Below are 17,823 nucleotides of genomic sequence, written 5' to 3' on the forward strand. Positions count from 1 at the left end.
GCTGATTCTTGTATATGTTGTAGTCAGGTGCGACCTGACTCCAGCCTAGCGACTTGCACGCGTCATTTGAAGGTTCCGCTACAGTCGGTAACGAAAAAGCCGGCGCAAGGCCGGCTCTGTCATATGACTTAGCGACTAGTGGTTAACGAACACCTGCCTGGCGCAGCGCTGCGGGGGTGTAATCGCTACTGGAGGCTTTGAAGTTGAAGTCATAGGACTGTTTCTCCTCGTTCTTCATGCCCAACGCCAGGTAGCGCCCAGACAGCAGGTCGTGTATGGCCTCCAGGGTGTACCAAGGCACATGCTTGTCGTAGTAGTACTGGGCATGGGCCTCAGACACGCGCCACAGAGTGCCACGACCATCGTAGTGGTCGATCAGGGACGCTTGCCAGGTATCCTCGTCGATATAGAAGTCGCGCTTGGCGTAAATGTGGCGCTCACCCGCTTTCAGGGTTGCTGTCACGTGCCAGACGCGGTGCAGCTCGTAGCGCGTCAGATCCTGATTGATGTGACCGGCTTTGATGATGTCGGAATACTTCAGGTCTGGTGCATCGAGCTTGTAGGAGTTGTAGGGGATGTAGATTTCCTTCTTGCCCTCGAGCTTCCAGTCGTAACGATCCGGCGCGCCGTTGTACATATCCAAGTTGTCCGATGTACGCAGACCATCGGCGGCTGTACCGGGACCGTCGTAGGACACCTGCGGTGCACGTCGCACACGACGCTGACCGGCGTTGTACTGCCACGCCAAACGCGGTTCCTTCACTTGGTTCAACGTCTCGTGCACCAGCAACACGTTACCCGCCAAGCGCGATGGCGCAGTTACACGCTGCTTGAAGTAGAAGAGAATGTTGCTCTCCTTGCTTGGGTCATAGTCGGTCATCGCATCGCGGAAAACGAACTCATCCTGAAGGTATACCAATGAAAAGGAGCCATTGGTTTGCGGCGTGGCCTGAGTGACCAAACGCCGAACACTGCCACCACGGTAGCGAGTGATATGGTTCCAGATCACCTCAAGGCCGTTTTGCGGTATCGGGAAAGGGTTGGCCTTCGAGAAGTTCTCCAGGCCGTTGCCCCCTTCCACGAGCCTGGTATTGAGCGCATTTTGCTTGGTCGCCTCAAATACCTGCGCTGGTAAGGTGGCCGAACGATGGGTCGGGTAGACCGGCATCTTGTAGGTGTCTGGATAGCGCTTGAACATCGCCTGCTGGCCGGGCGTCAGCTTGTCCTTGTACTGATCGACGTTCTGCGCAGTGATGGTAAATAGCGGCTGTTCCTTGGCGAACGGATCGGACAAGAAGCCGCGGCTGTCAACGGTACCGGCATCGACAGGCAGGCCGCCCGTCCAGGCGGGGATCGTGCCATCGGCATTACCCGCCATCTCAGCACCCAGCGGCGTCAGCGTCTTGCCCAGCTTGGCCGCTTCATCCGGCGAAACCGCAGCCATGACGCTGGAGGCCAGAAGAGATAGTACCAAGGCGCCACTTTGCCACAGTGTTTTTGTTGTTTTCATGTGCATGCTCATTCCTCGAATTCCTGACGACTTAGAAGTTCACACCAAAGCTGAGCGCAACGAAGTCGCGATCAATCGCCGTGTTGTAGTCACCACCAAAGAAGTCGGTATAGGACAAATCGACCGTATAGCTGTTTTGATATTCGGCGTTGAGCCCCAGGCTAACGGCCTTGGAGCCCTCATTGAACAGACCATTGGGGCCGTAACCATCGACGTCATGCGACCAGGAAAGACTGGGGCGCAAGTTCACGCCAGCGAATACGTCCGGGTACTCCAGAATCGCCCTGGTGCGGTAACCCCATGAGGTCGAGGTGACGAAGCCATCATTATTGCTGGCGCTGTAAGGCCCGTAGATAGAGTCACGGCCATACTGCAAGTCTGAGCGGCGCTCCAAACCACCGATATAGGCCACCCCAAGCTCGCCAACCAGCGTCAGTCGGCTAGCACCCAACACCTGATCGAAGAAGTGGGTCAGCGTGGTTTGTACCTGTGTCAGTTCCTTGCGCCGGTAGCCCTTGTTCTCGGCACCTGGGCTGGTTGTGATGGTCGGCTCCGACGCCCCGCCAGTGAGCGGGTTCACCAGTGCAGTATTAAGCGCGGTGCTGTTGATTTGGATAGGTGCGTTAGGGCGATAGCTCACTTCACCCGACCACGAAGTCCCGGTGGGCAGTACGGTAGAGAAACTCAGGCCATAGAGGCGGATGTCCTCGGGATAGCTCAGGAAGTACTCACCATTACCCAATGCCGCTGCAGGTGCCAAACCGCCTGCAGCAGCCGCAAATGCAGGGTTGCCAGCACACGCAGGGAACCCACCAAACGCCGCACACAAGGCACCAGCCGTGGTAGCGGGGTTACTCAGGTTACCGGCTGTAGCGGCCAACCCACCTAAGACAGCAGCATCAGCGGTTTTGGTGTTAAAGAACGGTGTACGGCTGTGGTAATTCATGAAATACGCGCCGTACTCCGTATTATCCCCAAGCCAACGCAAAGCAAAGCCGTACTGACCGCTATCGCGCGCGTCGCGATCACCGCCACGCCGCACGACAACCCCTTCATCCTCGACATCAAAGCCGGCGCCGGTGGCCGCGGCAATCGGCTGCAGTGCTCGCAGGTTTGCAACGGCAGCAGGTGTAGTGGCACCAGGAACGGTGAGGTTGTTGTCACAGCCATCGGCGATCACATCGGATGTAGAAAAGAAGGTGCCGCAGTTGTCCGCAACGGTCTGATCCCATTCGAGCTGATAGAACGCCTCCATAGACAGGCTATCGGTCAGACTTTGGGAGACATAAAACATGTTGACCGGGATGAGCCCTTCCTTGATTTCTGCACCCGGGCGGCGGAATGCGGCAGCATCGATCGGGTTGATCGAGTTGATGCTATTACCGATAAAGGTACTCTCACCCCAGCTAACTACCTGCTTGCCCAGGCGCACGCTGCCCGGCATATCGCCAATGGTGTAGTTGTGGTAGACGAATGCATCGAGAATTTCCGCCCCGGATGATTGGGCGCCCTCCTTGCGGTTGCTGTCGCTTACGTCCTTGAACAAGCGACCTTCATCCTTCAGCTCGAAGTCGTACCAATATTTGCCTCGAACGAATACGCCGGTGTCGCGATACTTCAGTTCGAGGTCGTGAATGCCTTTGAAAATCTTGGAGAATGTCTCGCCCTTTTTGAAGTTCAGGCGGTTATCGTCGCTTGTCGATGAAGAGGCATTCCCACCATTGACCGTGCCAACCAAGTCAGGATCGGCGCCACGCACAGACCAACTGGCCCCTACAGAAAGCGAAGAATCGAACTGTCCTTCGATTTCACCGATGTTGAACGTAACGCCGAATGCCGGGGCGGCAAGGGTAGATGCGAGGCTAACGGCCAGCGGCAGCTTTGCCAGGCGCCAGCGCAGTGTTGTTTTTATTGTCATCGACGCGACTCCATGTGTTTTTGTTATTAATGCTTTGACTATAGCCAGTGGGTCGCCCTGCTTGATCCCTCGAAAGAGTGATTTGCAACCCTCCGACACTTCTGACTCTCAGGTTTAAGCACCTGCGGTCAGTCAAGCATGGATGGGATACGCCAATTAGCAAGCCAAGCGCTTGTTTGAGCAGGCCATTTCATCCGACGCCCATCCTGAACGCCCCTCACAAAGTGGAGAGGAAAGCGCTCCCGGCCTCCTGCCATTGAGCGATATCCAGGCGAATACGCTTCTTGTCCAGCTTGCCAACACTGGTCTTGGGAATTTCAGTAACAAGCGCGATCTGGTTGGGAATAGCCCACTTATTGATATGACCTTGCTCGATAAACGGCTTTAAGTGTTCCTTCACCCCTTTGGCATCCAGCGCCTGTCCGTCACGCGTGACCAGAAGCGCAAATGGACGCTCACCCCACTGCGGATCCGGCACCCCCACAACCGCCACCTCACGCACGGCAGGATGGCGGCTGATCAGATCCTCCAGTTCCAGTGAAGAAATCCACTCCCCCCCGGTTTTGATCACGTCCTTGATGCGGTCACGTATCTCGATGAACCCCATATCGTCGATAGTCGCGACATCCCCCGTATGCAGCCAGCCGTGCGTCCAGAGCTCCTCGCTCTTTTGCGGTTCACGGAAGTAGCCCTGGGTGAGCCAGGGCGTACGCAAAACCAACTCGCCTTGCGATTCGCCATCGTTCGGCAGCAACCGGCCCTCATCATCCATGACTGCCGCCTCGGCCAGCGGCACCGGGATGCCTGCCTTGATGCGGTACGTGATGCACTCGTCCTCATTCCCCTTGCGCAGTTCCTCATTGAGGTAGCCGCAGGAAATCAGCGGGCAGGTTTCAGACATACCGTAAGCCGTAGTGAGCTGGATGCCACGCGCCTTAGCCGTTTCATAGAGCGCGCGATTGAGCGCACTCCCGCCGATGATGACCTTCATACCGTCAAAATCGTGCCCCTGCGCACTCGGCGCATTGAGCACCATCTGCAGAATGGTGGGGACGCAGTGAGAGAACGTAGCCTTTTCCGTCTTGATCAGGTGGACGAGAAAGTCCGGCTCATAACGCCCCGGATAAACCTGCTTGATCCCAAGCATGGTCGCTACATACGGCACGCCCCAGGCATGGACGTGGAACATAGGCGTAATCGGCATATAGACATCGTCGTTACCGAGTAAACGGATGCTATCCAGAGAGCCGATGGCAGTAGCCATCGACAAGGTATGCAGCACCAGCTGTCGATGCGTGAAGAACACCCCTTTGGGATTGCCGGTGGTGCCAGTGGTATAGAAGGTAGTGGCCACCGAATTCTCGTCGAAATCAGCGAAGTCATAGCTGGGGCTGGCGCTCGCCAGCAAGCTTTCATATTCGCCAATCAAATTCGGCAGGTCGGCGCTCTTGTCTTCGGCATCCGTGAGCAAGAGCGTTTTCTCCACAGTCGTTAACTGTGCAGCAATCCCCTGATAAAGAGCCAGAAAATCACTATTAACCAGCACGAAGCGATCGTCGGCATGGTTCATAGTGTAGAGAATCTGTTCCGGCGACAGGCGAATATTGATGGTGTGCAACACCGCCCCCAGCATAGGCACAGCGAACATGCACTCCAGATAGCGATGGCTGTCCCAGTCCATCACCGCCACGGTATCGCCAGCTTTGACACCAGCTTCGGTGAGCACGTTGGCTAGGCGCGCCACCCGCTCATTGAAGGTCACGTAGCTGTAGCGCAGCTTGTCGCGATACACGATCTCGCGGGTTTTCTCATAGCGGCTACCAGACAACAACAACCGTTTGATCAGCAGAGGAGATTGATGAGCGTTGGCCGCCGAAGGCAGGATGCGAGTCTGCAGCATGGAATCACCTTACTTATGCACGAAAGTAATCAAAGAGATGCTGCGACTCTAGTGGGGCAAACAGATGACAGAATCATCCCAAAGGATGATTTGCTGCGTGACCGAGACAGCGCATGCAGTCACACACGGGCTTTACAGAGCTCTTTACCGCCGACACGAGCAGCGCTTGAAGACCGTTTACGTTAGCGCAATTCACTCAATGCGAGCTTCACCCCAATACCGACCAACACGACACCCATCAGCCGATCGAACCAGTGCCCCAAACGCGCAAAACCAGCACGCACGCGCGGCTGACTGAATAGCCAGGCCACCAGGCAAAACCAAAGAGCAGTGGCCATGGCCAGATAAACCCCATACCCCCCCTGGATGAAAACCGGCGTCTGCGGATTGATCACCACGGTAAATAGCGACAGAAAGAACAGCGTGGCCTTGGGGTTCAGTCCATTGGTAATGAAGCCGGTGACGAAGGCACCGCGTGCGCCGCGAGGCTCACCAGCCGACCGCACTTCAGCAGTAGCCGGATCGGCAGGACGCGCCCTGAGCGCCTTGAAGCCGATATACAAGAGATAGGCCGCAGCCAACCACTTCAGAGCATTGAACAGCACAATGGACTGCGACACGACCAGGCCAATACCCAGCAGCGAATAAGTCACGTGCAGCAAAATACCGGTGCCCACCCCCAGCGCAGTGCAGACACCGATGCGCCGCCCATGAGCAACACTCGCACGCACAACAATGGCGAAATCCGGGCCGGGACTGGCCACCGCCAGCAAGTGAATCAGGGCTACGGTGAGAAATTCACTCCAGTACATGGCGGCTCCGCATCGACGGTAAAGGTCTGTTAGGCTCGCCAATCTACTCCCGCGACCCACCTGCGAAAAGGTATAGCTCAATGAGCAACAGCGCCCGCGCCGTCTTCCTCGACCATGCCTCCCTCGATCTGGGCGACCTGAATATGCAGCCGCTGCACCAGGCCTTCGCCGAACTGACCCTGCATACACATACACCCCCGGATCAGGTTGCCGCACGCCTGCAAGGTGCCCAGGTCGCCATCAGCAACAAGGTGCCGCTGGACGCCGCCACCTTCGCCGCCTGCCCGGAACTGAAGCTGGTGCTGGTGACCGCCACCGGCACCAACAACATCGACTTGAATGCTGCTCGCGAACACGGCGTTACCGTGTGTAACTGCCAAGGCTATGGCACACCATCCGTGGCGCAACACACCCTGATGCTGCTGTTGGCCCTGGCCACGCGCCTGCCTGATTACCAGCGCGATATCGCTGCCGGGCGTTGGCAGCAGGCTAGCCAGTTCTGCCTGCTCGATTACCCCATCGTCGAGCTGGAAGGCAAAACGCTCGGCATGCTCGGCCATGGTGAACTCGGTAGCGCCGTCGCCCGCCTGGCCGAAGCGTTCGGCATGCGCGTGCTACTGGGCCAACTGCCTGGTCGCCCTGCCCGCCCAGACCGACTGCAACTGCACGAACTGCTGCCACAAGTCGACGCGCTGACCTTGCACTGCCCACTCAACGAGCAAACCCGCAACCTCATTGACGCAGAGGAACTGGCACTGATGAAACCACGCGCCTTTCTGATCAACACTGCACGTGGCGGACTCGTCAATGAGCAAGCCCTGGCCGACGCACTGCGTCGCGGCCATCTCGGCGGCGCCGCCACCGACGTGCTGCTGCAAGAGCCGCCCAAAGACGGCAACCCGCTGCTGGCTAACGATATCCCACGGCTGATCATCACCCCACACAGCGCCTGGGGCAGCCAGGAGGCTCGCCAGCGAATCGTGGCCCAGGTCGTGGACAATGCCGCCTGCTTCTTCAGCGGTGCACCACGGCGAATCGTCGGGTAAGCTGCGCGGCCTTTTCCAAGCGCTCAGCCATACACGCCTGGGAATCCTCCTTCACCTAAACAAATGCTCAGGAAACACCATGGATCCGCGAAGCGAAGTGCTGCTGCGTCAGGCCCAATTGTTCGACGGCGAACTGCTCCTGGCAGGGCTACCAGCCGACGACCTACTGGGCGCCCTGCCGCAAGCACAAGGCTGGATCTGGCATGCAGGTGTTCACGCGCGGCTCAACGCCCGCTTCCCCCTGCGCAGCCATTTCGACACACAAATGCCAAGCGGTGACTACCGCGCCGCCGTGCTGTTTCTACCGAAATCACGTGAGCTAGCCGATTACCTAATGCAGGCCCTGGCCTCACGCCTGAGCGGCAAGCCCTTGTACTTAGTCGGAGAGAAACGCGGCGGCATCGAGCGCGCGGCCAAGCAGCTCGCTGCCTATGGCAAAACGCGCAAACTGGACAACGCGCGGCACTGCCAATTGTGGTGCGTGGATGTTGCACAAGCGCCGACACAACCCGATCTAGACGCGCTGGCGCAACACTACACACTGCCGCTGGCCGATGCCGAACTGGAGATCGTCACGCTGCCCGGCGTCTTCGCTCATGGCCGCCTGGATCGCGGTAGCGCCCTGCTATTGGAGCACCTGGAGGATCTGCCTGCTGGGCACCTGCTGGACTTCGGCTGCGGCGCAGGCGTGCTCGGCGCCGCACTCAAGCGCCGCTATCCGAATAGTCGCGTGACCCTGCTCGACGTAGACGCCTTCGCCCTGCAAAGCAGCCGCCTGACCCTAGCCCGCAACGGCCTAGAGGCAGACGTGATCGCAGGCAGCGGCATCGAATCGGCACCCGAGGGGCTGAGCGCCATCGTCAGCAACCCGCCCTTCCATCAGGGTGTACACACCGACTATCAGGCCAGCGAGAATCTGCTGACACAAGCCACAAAACACCTCATCAAAGGCGGAGAGCTGCGTTTAGTGGCCAACAGCTTCCTCAAATACCCGCCATTGATCGAACGCCACCTGGGGCCTTGCCGGACAAGAGCCGAAGCCGATGGCTTCCGCATCTACAGCGCCCGGCGCTGATTGCGCTTGCTCCTGACACAACGCTTGTGCAAAATGTCGCCCGTCCTAGGGGAGTAGTCTCCCGCGAGCGCCCTGCTCGCCCGGTATGCGTCAACACACTTGCTCCGCAGAGCATGGCGCATGCGACCCAAGGCCTTCATAGAAAGGCCTGCGGTTTGACAAGACCTATGACACGCACAACCTAACCCGGGGCGGGAAGGTCGTTCGTGTCATATGCCGTGTCGACCCGCCCCTTTAGGAAACCTGATGCTGGAATCCCTATTCGTCCCCACCTTCATCGTTGCCCTCGCTGAAATCGGCGACAAGACGCAATTGCTCGCTCTCCTACTCGCCGCACGCTTTCGCCGCCCCTGGCCAATCATCTGGGGGATAGTCGTCGCCACCCTGGCCAACCACTTCGCAGCCGGCGCCGTGGGTAACTGGGTTGCCAGCCTCTTCTCTGCAGCCACCTTGAGCTGGATTCTCACCGCCAGCTTCGTCGCCGTGGCCATCTGGACGCTAATTCCAGACAAGCTGGATGAAGATGAAGAATCGAGCCTGAAAAAATACGGCCCCTTCCTCACCACCCTGATTGCCTTTTTCCTGGCTGAGATGGGCGACAAAACCCAAGTCGCCACCGTAATGCTGGCCGCCCAATACCCGCACTTCGTCCTCGTTGTCCTAGGCACCACACTGGGCATGCTGCTGGCCAACGTACCGGTCGTATTGGCGGGCAACTTCGCCGCAGATCGGCTGCCACTGGCACTCATCCGCCGCCTAGCGGCCTGTGCCTTCGCCGTACTGGCGCTGTACGCCGGTTATCAGGCACTGAAACTCAGTGGTCTGGTGTAGCAATAGTTTCGCGTCAATTTAACGGCAAAAAAGCCAATTCCTGCCGCCTCCCGTACACTTGCAATGCCAGGCCTCACAACACTGGCATGTATGTCTCGGGAGGAAGGCATGTCACAGGAAGATCGCAAAAAGCTGGTTCGCCAACATATCGACCTATCGTGGAATCGCGGGCGCCTAGCTCTGGCAGAACAGTTGCATAGCTGCAACTTTCTCTACAAAAGCTCATTTACCGGAAGCGCGCTCGACAGCGCCGGATTCATACGACTGGTGGAAGAAATACGCCAAGCGATGCCAGACATTCAGGTGGTGATCGAGGAGTGCATCTGTGAAGGCAATAAAGTATTCACCTGGAGCACCATGATCGGCACGATCGAGCGCCCAGCCTTTGGTTATCCCGCCAGCGACCGAGTGTTGAGCCTCTCGGCCATGGCGTTCTGGACACTGAACCACAGCGGCGAAATTCAGGAAATCTGCACCATGTTCGACATGGAAAGCTTCCGCGCGCAGCTCAACCTTGAAACCCGCGCCTTCGCCGAGAAGGCGCTGCCCTGAAGCAGCGCCATGTATCGGCCATTACTTCCCGGCCTTGGCCTGCTGATAAAGCGGCAGAACCTTGGGAATTGCCGCCTGCAGGGAAGCGATGCGACTGCTTGATGACGGGTGCGTGCTCATGAACTCAGGCGGCGCACTCCCCCCAGCGGCTTCCATCTTCTTCCACAGCGAAATCGCCGCATTCGGATCGTAGCCAGCACGCGCAGCCAGTTCGAGACCGATCAGATCAGCCTCGTTCTCATTGCCCCGACTGTTAGGCAGCGTCAGGCTGTACTCCACCACCGTATCGGCCAACGACAAGCTGTCCTGCCCAAGCCCCAGCAAAGCGCCGGCACCCTGCTTGGCCATCTCGATGCCATACGCTCTCGACATCGACTCACGACTGTGCTCACGCAACGCGTGAGCCATCTCATGGCCCATGATGGCTGCGATCTCGTCATCACTCAGCTTGAGCTGCTCGATGATCCCGGAATAGAAGATGATCTTGCCGCCTGGCCCACAGTTAGCATTGAGTTCGGGACTCTTGATCAGATTGACCTCCCAATCCCAGTTGGCAGCATCTGGACGAAAGCGCGGCGCCTGCGGAATCAGGCGATTGGCCACGTTCTGCACGCGCTTGGCATTGTCACTGGTCTTGTCCAGCTCCCCCTTGCTCGACGCCTCACTGAGGGTCTGCTGGTAAGACTGGGCGTACATCTGGTTGACCTCATCGGCCGACAGCATGCTGAACATGTACTGCTTACGCTCGACACCTACGGCACCACCGCTGGTTGTATTGACCGCCTGGCAGCCGGCTAACAGGAGCGCTGCAGCCAAACTGCTCAGAGCAAGAGACTTGATCATCCGGGATCCTCCATAAAAACGAGCCCGTATGCTAGGGCGCACTTACCCTGCGAGCAACCACTCAACTCAAGAACTCCCAAGCCCCTCGCGCCCGCGCAATAGTCAATACAAGAACGCCCACGAAAAGGCTCAGGACTACCTCCACCTGCCGACGGCCTGATTGGACGCATTGCCGCAAGGAGCAATACCGCGATGAAAAGCGACGCGTGAAGTGTTCACGGCCTATGTGACTGTCACCATCGGTCGTCCCTGCATTGCCTTCACCAAAGCCCACAGGCCCAGACATCAATGGCCAGCGCCTTGTCCCCAACCTCAAGCGGGGGTCAGGCACTCAGGAGCATCGAGTTTAGGATCGTTGACCAAAGTAGCCAAAGGCCGCTCACGCAATGCGGCGGCGGGCTTGGCCAATAACGCAGCCAACTGCTCAGGCGAAGCATCGCCACCCAACCACTGCGCTCGCTCCTGCTCATCGAGAATCAGCGGCCGCCGCAACGATGAGGCGGACTGAGTCACCATCGCCAAACTGAGGTACTCATGCCCGCCCACGGGATAAAACTCCCACAAGGCCGCGAAATACATCAAAGGCTCGCCATTGCTCATCCAATACGGCCGCTTGCGTCCAGCACCGCGCCACTCATAAAAACCATTGGCCGGAATCAGACAACGCCGCTCACGGAAGCTCTCGCGAAACATCGGCTGCTCAGCCAGGCTCTCGGCTCGTGCATGCGCCGGGCTCTTCGACAGATCCTGCAGCCAGGCAGGCGTCAAACCCCAACGCCCACACGCCAACTCCTGCCCCGAGTTACCGACGCGCAGCATCAGAACCTGGCTACCAGGTGCCAGATTCCAGTGTGGTTGTTGATCATCAGGAAAACCGGGCAACGCCGCGAAAGCGGGCGACCAGCGAAACAGGGCGTAACGTCCACACATGGAACAACTCGATCGACAAGGGGCGCGTCAGCAGAGCAACACACCCTGAAAAGACTCCGGTTCATCACCGGGTAAGGGTTGCGCCGCATTGTACTCGGCGATCAACATGCGTGCCCGCTCGGCATCCGCATCACCCACCATCAGGCCCAACAGGCCACAAGCGGGTAACTCACCAACCGCCCCCGCCAAATGCTGACCATGCAAGTGCGCGGCAACACCTTCACTGGCTAGCATATCCACCAGCAATTGCCCCTCCAGCAGATTTTCCGGCTCGTAGATTCGCCGCATCAGTCATTCTCCGCGCGCACATCGAGCTGCCAGCGCTCACCATCGGTATGCAGCTCGAACTCGATAGGTCGACAACACACCGGGCAATCCTCGATGTAAGCCTGATCACCTGCGGATAGATCAAGCAGCGTTTCGACGGGCTCCCCACAGTAGGGGCAGGCATAGGCCTCAGTTTCCAGCATCGCGGCCTCCTTGTGACTTGGCTGTATAATCGCTGGTCTATTGCTGATCCTGCCTGGCAGGCTTTCCACTTTTAACCTTAGCCGTTCTAGATCAAGAGAGCATGATGGGCGCATTCGATGCCATAAGACCCTACGCCGACGACGAAGTGCGCCCTGTACTGGCGCGATTGCTCGCCGACCCGGCATTTCTCGGCACCCTCACCCGCTTCCGCTTCCCGCGCCTGGCCGGGCCGTTCGGCTGGCTGCTCAAGCCACTGATCGCGGCACGCCTGCGCGGCGAGTTTGCCGGGATCGACTCGGTTGCCAAGCTGCAGGACAAAATCGAACCCTATGTCGACCGCAGCATCGAGCAAGCCACTGACGGCATCACCTATTCGGGGCTGGAAAGCCTGCAGGCAGGCAAGCCCTATCTGTACCTGGCCAACCACCGCGACATCGTCATGGATCCGGCCTTCGTCAACTACGCCGTCTACCATGCAGGCCTGCAGACACCGCGCATTGCCATCGGCGACAACCTGCTGCAGCGCCCCTTCGTCAGCGACCTGATGCGCCTGAACAAGAGCTTCATCGTGCACCGCTCGATCAGCGGGCGGCGCGAGAAACTGGCGGCGTACCAGTTGCTGTCGGCCTACATCAATCACTCGATCCGTGAAGACGGCGAATCGATCTGGATTGCCCAGGCTGAAGGCCGAGCCAAAGACGGCGATGACCGTACCGACTCAGCCATCCTCAAGATGTTCCACATGAGCCGCAAGGACGAGCCATTCGCCGAGGTTATCGACTCGCTCAACCTGATTCCGGTGTCAATCAGCTACGAATACGACCCCTGTGACCAGGCCAAGGCGCGCGAACTCAGTGTGCGCGCAGCCACCGGCAGCTACAGCAAGGCTCCGGGCGAGGACGATGCCAGCATCGCCCTGGGTATCACTGGTTACAAAGGCCGGGTGCACCTGCACTTCGGCGCTCCGGTTGCAGGCCACGAGGACACCAAGCAGCTCGCGCAAGAACTGGATCGCCAGATTCTTGGCCACTATCGCCTGTTCCCGGCGCACTACCTGGCCTATGCCATGTGGCCAGAGCGCGAGCCTGAGCTCGCCGTACCGGCTGCCAGCGAGATGTTCGCAGCCGATGAACTGGAAAACGCCAAGACCGAGTGGCGCAAGCGCCTCGCCGCATGCAGCGAGGCAGAAAGACCTTATCTGATCCAGCAGTACGCCACTCCGGCGCGCAACCAGTACCGCATCAAGGCTGGCCTGCCGCTCTGACGGCTCGCGGCAAACGAGAAACGGCAGCCAGTAGCTGCCGTTTTCGTTTGCCCAGCGGCAACAACCGTCACGGACTGGGCTGGGACAACCGCAGTACCAAAACAAGTAGCCTCTCATCCGCCACATCCGCATCTCTAGAGCAGTTACCAACTAACTGCCCATGCCCCTGCAATGCCTTATCAGCTATGGCCTCATAGCCAGATAAACGAGCAAAAGCCGCAGATTGCATACAGAAATCAGCCAGACAACCTCGTGGGGAGCATTGGTGCAGCCTGGGGAAATACGCACCAAAACGGGGAAATAGCGACAAAACGATAAGCAATACCTTCCAAACGGCAGCAAGAGAGCGCCCACCACGCCAGCCGCCAGAGTGCTTTTAGAAAGTTCGCTTCCGACAACGGTAAAGCGCTATCTCGAAATCGTCTGAGAAATGTCACGAGTTTGGCCTAGGGTTTGAATTACCCAGAGTGACTAGGCAGTCATCTCTGCACTTGGAGCTGTACCCTTATATGTCCGAGGAGGACACCGCCATGCTCAATCCGCAACCGCTGGATCGCGATTATCTAATCGACTCGCTGGACGACGTAGACGCTGTAGTCGACGAGCTCTCCTTCAATGTTCAGGATCAGCACTGGCTGGTCTACTGCGCACTCGGCGGGCATGAGCATTATGATCTGCCGGACATCGACAACCGCACCGGCATGAGCCTGCCGGAGATGTACCAAGAAGCAGCCTGATGCTTGGCCCAATAAAAAACGCCCCGCAAATGCGGGGCGTTTTTTATATCAGCCATGCTTACTGCATCAGCACCTGGCCGATAGTTGGATCCTTGAAGGCACGGGTCAGGGCGTCACTGAGCACATCGCCCACCAGCTTGGTGTTGGTCTGCTGGTTCGGCGCAGTGCCGAAGCGCTGATTCAAGGATGCGCCATAACGGCCGGTGTAGCGGCGGCTGGCGCCTTGTACGTCAGCGCGAATGGAGGCAGAAATGTCCGCCTCGGTCACGTACATCCCCTCTTTCGGCGACTGATACTTCAGCTCGGCCAGTGTGATGGTCAGTTGCGGTGCATTGTAGGCATTGGGCGAGGGGGTAAAGCCCAGCAGGCGTACCGCAGCTTCAGCCTCAGCCTGCAGCTTGGGCAGCACATACTCACCACTGACGCTGATGGAACTGGTTTCCGGGTACAGACCGCCGCGCGTACCGAGTACCGGCGAGGAGCGACCATCCACAACACGCACCACCACCGGCTGGCCCTGACCAACTGGGGTCAGCGAGCTGGTGAGTTTGGGTTGCGGGGTGAGTTGCTGAGGGCTGAGGGCACAGCCGCCCAGCGTCAGGCTGGCGGCGGCAAGCAGGGCAAACAACGCACGATGCAGCATGCTCGATCTCTCCGAAAGGGATGGCAAAAAGGTGGCTGGCAGTATACCCAGCAGCGCCAGGTGCCGACAGCCATACCTGCATCATCCGACCGCCTAGCCATCACGCCAGTTCCTGTCATTGAGCTGTCACCGACTTTCGGCATAAAGGATGCCGAACACTTATTGGAAGTATCGTCATGCTGTCTCTACGTCGCCTATTTAGCCCACGCAAGCCAATGCGCCACTTCGCGCTGCTGGACGCGACTGGCCGCTGCAGCGCCCTGCGCCAATGCTCCCGGCAGCCCACTGACGGCCGCTGGGTTGAAGTTTGCGAAACCCGAGAGGCCTGGCTTGGCGCCCCCTTGCCTGCTTGCGCCCTGCTCACACACGACGCCTCGCCCGTGCAGGCAACTCGCGCGCTGGCAGCGTGAAACACTTATCAGCAGCAATGACGACTAGCGCGTAGCCAGTCACCTCGAGTTAGCGCACGCAATAAAAGTCACGCTAAACGATCAATTTCGTTTCATTCGCCGTTATACTCACGCCCCGATTACAAGGACGCCTCCTGATCGGGTCGCACCACCTCGCCGAAGCCAAGCTTCGGTCCCGCCTCAGAGAGTCGCCCACTTCGTGCTGCCACCCGGCCAGCCGTTTTCCGCCCGCACAAAGCGCCTATTGCACATCTGCAACGCTTGTCACGCTCGGGCCGAAAACAGGCCAAGGCAGACGAGCTTTTGAGGTTCGGCGCTCCAAAAGAGCGCGCTAAAAACGGTTTTGACAACTTCACAAGAGTGTGGCGAAAAATGAACGAATTGGCGTCCGCGGAAAGGAGCCTTGACCCTCCCCTACGCACGGCCAGGCGAGCTGCCTGAACCAGCGGTATGGCCCCGGCAGGCCAGTAGGCCAGCCCATCTGGTGCAGTATTTCTTGGAGAGAGGTTAATGGCGCATAACGATTACCAAAGCGTAGATATGGTGCTGGTTGGTGCCGGTATCATGAGTGCGACCCTGGGCGTACTGCTCAAGGAACTCGACCCCAGTATCACCCTGGAAGTGTTGGAACTGCGCGAATCCGGCGCAGTGGAAAGCTCCAACCCCTGGAACAACGCTGGTACCGGCCACGCGGCCCTGTGCGAGCTGAATTACACCCCCGAAGGCGCAGATGGCAGCATCGACATCAAGAAGTCGGTGAGCATCAACAGCCAGTTCGAAGAATCCAAGCAATTCTGGGCCTACCTGGTCGAGAAAGGCGCCATCAAGTCACCGAAGTCCTTCATCAACCCGGTGCCGCACATGAGCTTCGTGCGCGGAGATAGCGGCATCGTCTACCTGAAGAAACGCTTCGAAGCGATGCGTCAGCACCATGCATTTGCGAGCATGGAGTACACCGAGGATCGCGCCACTATCGCCAGTTGGGCACCGCTGCTGATGCCAGGCCGCGACCCCGCCGAAAAACTGGCCATGACCCGCGTGGAGGCTGGCACAGACGTCAACTTTGGCGCTGTGACTCAGCAGATGCTCGACTACCTGGCCTCTCTGCCCAATACCAAGGTCACCTGCAACCAGAAGGTCACCGACCTCAAGCGTGAAGGCGAGCATTGGCTGGTCAGCATCAAGGACACCCGCTCCGGCGCCAGCCGCCAACTCAAGAGCAAGTTCGTCTTCCTCGGTGCCGGTGGCGGCGCGCTGCCGTTGCTGCAATTGTCCGGCATCCCCGAAGGCAAAGGTTTCGGTGGCTTCCCGGTGAGCGGCCAGTGGCTGCGCTGCGACAACCCGGAAATCGTCAAACAGCACCAGGCCAAGGTCTACAGCCAGGCCGCCGTGGGTTCGCCGCCCATGTCGGTGCCGCACCTCGACACCCGCGTGGTAGACGGCAAGAAATCTCTGCTATTCGGCCCGTATGCCGGTTTCACCACCAAGTTCCTCAAGTTCGGCTCGTTCCTCGACCTACCACTGTCGGTACGCCCCAACAACCTCGGCCCGATGCTGGCGGTGGCGCGCGACAACATGGATCTGACCCGCTACCTGATCAAGGAAGTGATGCAATCCGAAGCGCAACGCCTGGAAACCCTGCGCGGCTTTTACCCAGAAGCCAAAGCCGAGGACTGGCGCCTTGAAATCGCAGGCCAACGCGTGCAAATCATCAAGAAGGACGCGAAGAAAGGCGGCATCCTGCAGTTCGGCACCGAACTGGTGGCCGCTGCCGACGGCAGCATCGCCGCCCTGCTTGGTGCCTCGCCGGGTGCCTCGGTCACCGTCTCGATCATGCTTGACCTGATCAACCGCTGCTTCGCGCAGCAGGCCAAGAGCGAAAGCTGGTCGAGCAAGCTGAACGAGATCTTCCCGGCCCAGGCCAAGGTGCTGGCCACCGATGCCGAGCGCTACCGCGAAGTGCAGGCCCAGTCGAACCAACGCCTGCAGCTCGACACGCCCAGCGCCTGATCGACGCCCGCCAATAAAAAACCGCCCCTCGGGGCGGTTTTTTATTGGCATCTGCAAGCGGATACATTGGCCGATGGCTGCCGCCTTGGCGGTACGCGCTGATCGCGGATAAATCCGCTCCTACCCGCATACTGCGCAGAGGCAGCTCTTCTGTAGGAGCGAATTCATTCGCGAAAAGGGCTGGCACCGCGCGTGCCAGGATCGCCAATGAATTCGCCCTTACAGCTCCATCAGGGCTGGCGCCAGGGCAGGATCGGGATGGCCGTCACCGCATTCTGCGGGCTGCCCTCGATTACCCGGTCGCTGTAGACCAGGTACACCAGGGTATTGCGCTTCTGATCGAAGAAACGCACCACCTGCATAGTCTTGAACACCAGTGAGGTGCGCTCCTTGAACACCTCTTCGCCGTCCTTGAGCTGCCCCTTGAAGGCAATGGGGCCGACCTGGCGACAGGCAATCGACGCCTCAGCGCGATCCTCGGCCAGCCCCAGCCCCCCCTTCACACCACCGGTCTTGGCGCGCGACAGGTAACAGGTCACGCCTTCAACCTTGGGATCATCGAAAGCCTCAACAACGATCTTGTCGTTGGGCCCCACCCACTTGAACACGGTCGACACCTCGCCGATGGTATCTGCCGCTGCCAGCGTCGGCAGCATCAGCAGGCTCAGCGCATATCCCTTGAACGAACGCATCTTTCTCTCCTAGAACCTGTTAACGATCTCGCGAGCTAGAGCCATACAATACCGTTGGCGGCCCCGCAAAAACAGACGAGGAAGCGCAGTGTACTTCTGTACATAAGCATTCGACGGGCTGGCGCTCCAGCCTGTTTTTAACGCAGCAGGGCCGACGCACAGCAGATCGTTTACAGGTT

Annotated in this window: 17 protein-coding genes and 1 riboswitch; of the genes, 7 read left to right on the top strand and 10 right to left on the bottom strand. The window is 58.9% G+C overall.

Going from position 1 to position 17,823, the window contains the following annotated elements:
- Positions 1-142 precede the first annotated feature (142 nt).
- The 4 genes from AERO9A_RS19270 to AERO9A_RS19285 all read right to left on the bottom strand — a co-directional run bounded on the left by AERO9A_RS19270 (position 143) and on the right by AERO9A_RS19285 (position 6,140).
- The gene (locus tag AERO9A_RS19270; RefSeq protein ID WP_159973520.1) at positions 143-1,510 is read right to left on the bottom strand and encodes a DUF1329 domain-containing protein; all 1,368 of its coding nucleotides are present in this window, start codon (positions 1,508-1,510) and stop codon (positions 143-145) included.
- A gap of 31 nt (positions 1,511-1,541) precedes the next feature.
- A complete protein-coding gene (locus tag AERO9A_RS19275; protein WP_159973521.1) occupies positions 1,542-3,428 on the bottom strand; it encodes a DUF1302 domain-containing protein in 1,887 nt (628 codons plus the stop codon).
- 217 nt (positions 3,429-3,645) lie between these two features.
- Positions 3,646-5,328 (bottom strand): fatty acid--CoA ligase, encoded by a 1,683-nt coding sequence (locus tag AERO9A_RS19280; RefSeq protein WP_159973522.1) that lies wholly within the window; start codon positions 5,326-5,328, stop codon positions 3,646-3,648.
- A 182-nt stretch (positions 5,329-5,510) separates the two neighbouring features.
- Complete coding sequence (locus AERO9A_RS19285; RefSeq protein ID WP_159973523.1) at positions 5,511-6,140, bottom strand: LysE family transporter; 630 nt, start codon at positions 6,138-6,140, stop codon at positions 5,511-5,513.
- A gap of 80 nt (positions 6,141-6,220) precedes the next feature.
- On the opposite strand from AERO9A_RS19285, the gene AERO9A_RS19290 reads away from it, so the two are divergent.
- From AERO9A_RS19290 to AERO9A_RS19305, 4 genes are all read left to right on the top strand, one after another.
- Positions 6,221-7,186 carry a 2-hydroxyacid dehydrogenase gene (locus tag AERO9A_RS19290; protein ID WP_159973524.1) on the top strand — a complete coding sequence of 322 codons (966 nt, stop codon included), beginning with the start codon at positions 6,221-6,223 and terminating at the stop codon, positions 7,184-7,186.
- Positions 7,187-7,265: 79 nt separating this feature from the next.
- Positions 7,266-8,261: a class I SAM-dependent methyltransferase gene (locus AERO9A_RS19295; protein WP_159973525.1), complete on the top strand. Its 996-nt coding sequence runs from the start codon at positions 7,266-7,268 to the stop codon at positions 8,259-8,261.
- A gap of 36 nt (positions 8,262-8,297) precedes the next feature.
- Positions 8,298-8,487: riboswitch (yybP-ykoY riboswitch) on the top strand.
- A gap of 23 nt (positions 8,488-8,510) precedes the next feature.
- Complete coding sequence (locus AERO9A_RS19300; protein WP_178111191.1) at positions 8,511-9,092, top strand: TMEM165/GDT1 family protein; 582 nt, start codon at positions 8,511-8,513, stop codon at positions 9,090-9,092.
- 108 nt (positions 9,093-9,200) lie between these two features.
- Positions 9,201-9,644 carry a ketosteroid isomerase-related protein gene (locus AERO9A_RS19305; RefSeq protein ID WP_159973527.1) on the top strand — a complete coding sequence of 148 codons (444 nt, stop codon included), beginning with the start codon at positions 9,201-9,203 and terminating at the stop codon, positions 9,642-9,644.
- Positions 9,645-9,665: 21 nt separating this feature from the next.
- Here AERO9A_RS19305 and AERO9A_RS19310 read toward each other — a convergent pair whose 3' ends face one another.
- The 4 genes from AERO9A_RS19310 to AERO9A_RS19325 form a co-directional block, all read right to left on the bottom strand.
- The gene (locus AERO9A_RS19310) at positions 9,666-10,487 is read right to left on the bottom strand and encodes a M48 family metallopeptidase (RefSeq protein ID WP_159973528.1); all 822 of its coding nucleotides are present in this window, start codon (positions 10,485-10,487) and stop codon (positions 9,666-9,668) included.
- Positions 10,488-10,799: 312 nt separating this feature from the next.
- On the bottom strand, positions 10,800-11,417 hold the full coding sequence (locus tag AERO9A_RS19315) for an SOS response-associated peptidase (protein WP_159973529.1): 618 nt from the start codon (positions 11,415-11,417) through the stop codon (positions 10,800-10,802).
- 27 nt (positions 11,418-11,444) lie between these two features.
- Positions 11,445-11,705 (bottom strand): DUF2007 domain-containing protein, encoded by a 261-nt coding sequence (locus AERO9A_RS19320; RefSeq protein ID WP_159973530.1) that lies wholly within the window; start codon positions 11,703-11,705, stop codon positions 11,445-11,447.
- Complete coding sequence (locus tag AERO9A_RS19325) at positions 11,705-11,887, bottom strand: CPXCG motif-containing cysteine-rich protein (RefSeq protein WP_159973531.1); 183 nt, start codon at positions 11,885-11,887, stop codon at positions 11,705-11,707. Before AERO9A_RS19325 ends, AERO9A_RS19320 begins: the two co-directional genes overlap by 1 nt.
- A 101-nt stretch (positions 11,888-11,988) precedes the next feature.
- On the opposite strand from AERO9A_RS19325, the gene AERO9A_RS19330 reads away from it, so the two are divergent.
- Positions 11,989-13,152 carry a 1-acyl-sn-glycerol-3-phosphate acyltransferase gene (locus AERO9A_RS19330; RefSeq protein WP_159973532.1) on the top strand — a complete coding sequence of 388 codons (1,164 nt, stop codon included), beginning with the start codon at positions 11,989-11,991 and terminating at the stop codon, positions 13,150-13,152.
- 530 nt (positions 13,153-13,682) lie between these two features.
- Complete coding sequence (locus tag AERO9A_RS19335) at positions 13,683-13,889, top strand: hypothetical protein (protein WP_159974107.1); 207 nt, start codon at positions 13,683-13,685, stop codon at positions 13,887-13,889.
- Positions 13,890-13,947: 58 nt separating this feature from the next.
- Here AERO9A_RS19335 and AERO9A_RS19340 read toward each other — a convergent pair whose 3' ends face one another.
- Entirely contained in the window at positions 13,948-14,532 is a 585-nt protein-coding gene (locus AERO9A_RS19340; protein ID WP_159973533.1) for a YajG family lipoprotein, read from the bottom strand.
- A 920-nt stretch (positions 14,533-15,452) separates the two neighbouring features.
- Between AERO9A_RS19340 and mqo the strand changes: the two genes are divergently transcribed.
- A complete protein-coding gene (gene mqo, locus AERO9A_RS19345) occupies positions 15,453-16,952 on the top strand; it encodes a malate dehydrogenase (quinone) (protein ID WP_159973534.1) in 1,500 nt (499 codons plus the stop codon).
- Positions 16,953-17,182: 230 nt separating this feature from the next.
- On the opposite strand, the gene AERO9A_RS19350 is transcribed toward mqo, so the two are convergent.
- The gene (locus AERO9A_RS19350; RefSeq protein ID WP_159973535.1) at positions 17,183-17,644 is read right to left on the bottom strand and encodes a CreA family protein; all 462 of its coding nucleotides are present in this window, start codon (positions 17,642-17,644) and stop codon (positions 17,183-17,185) included.
- Between the last annotated feature and the right edge of the window lie 179 nt (positions 17,645-17,823).

This window comes from Pseudomonas sp. 8Z, assembly GCF_902506535.1.
In the GTDB taxonomy this organism is placed as follows: Bacteria; Pseudomonadota; Gammaproteobacteria; order Pseudomonadales; family Pseudomonadaceae; genus Aquipseudomonas.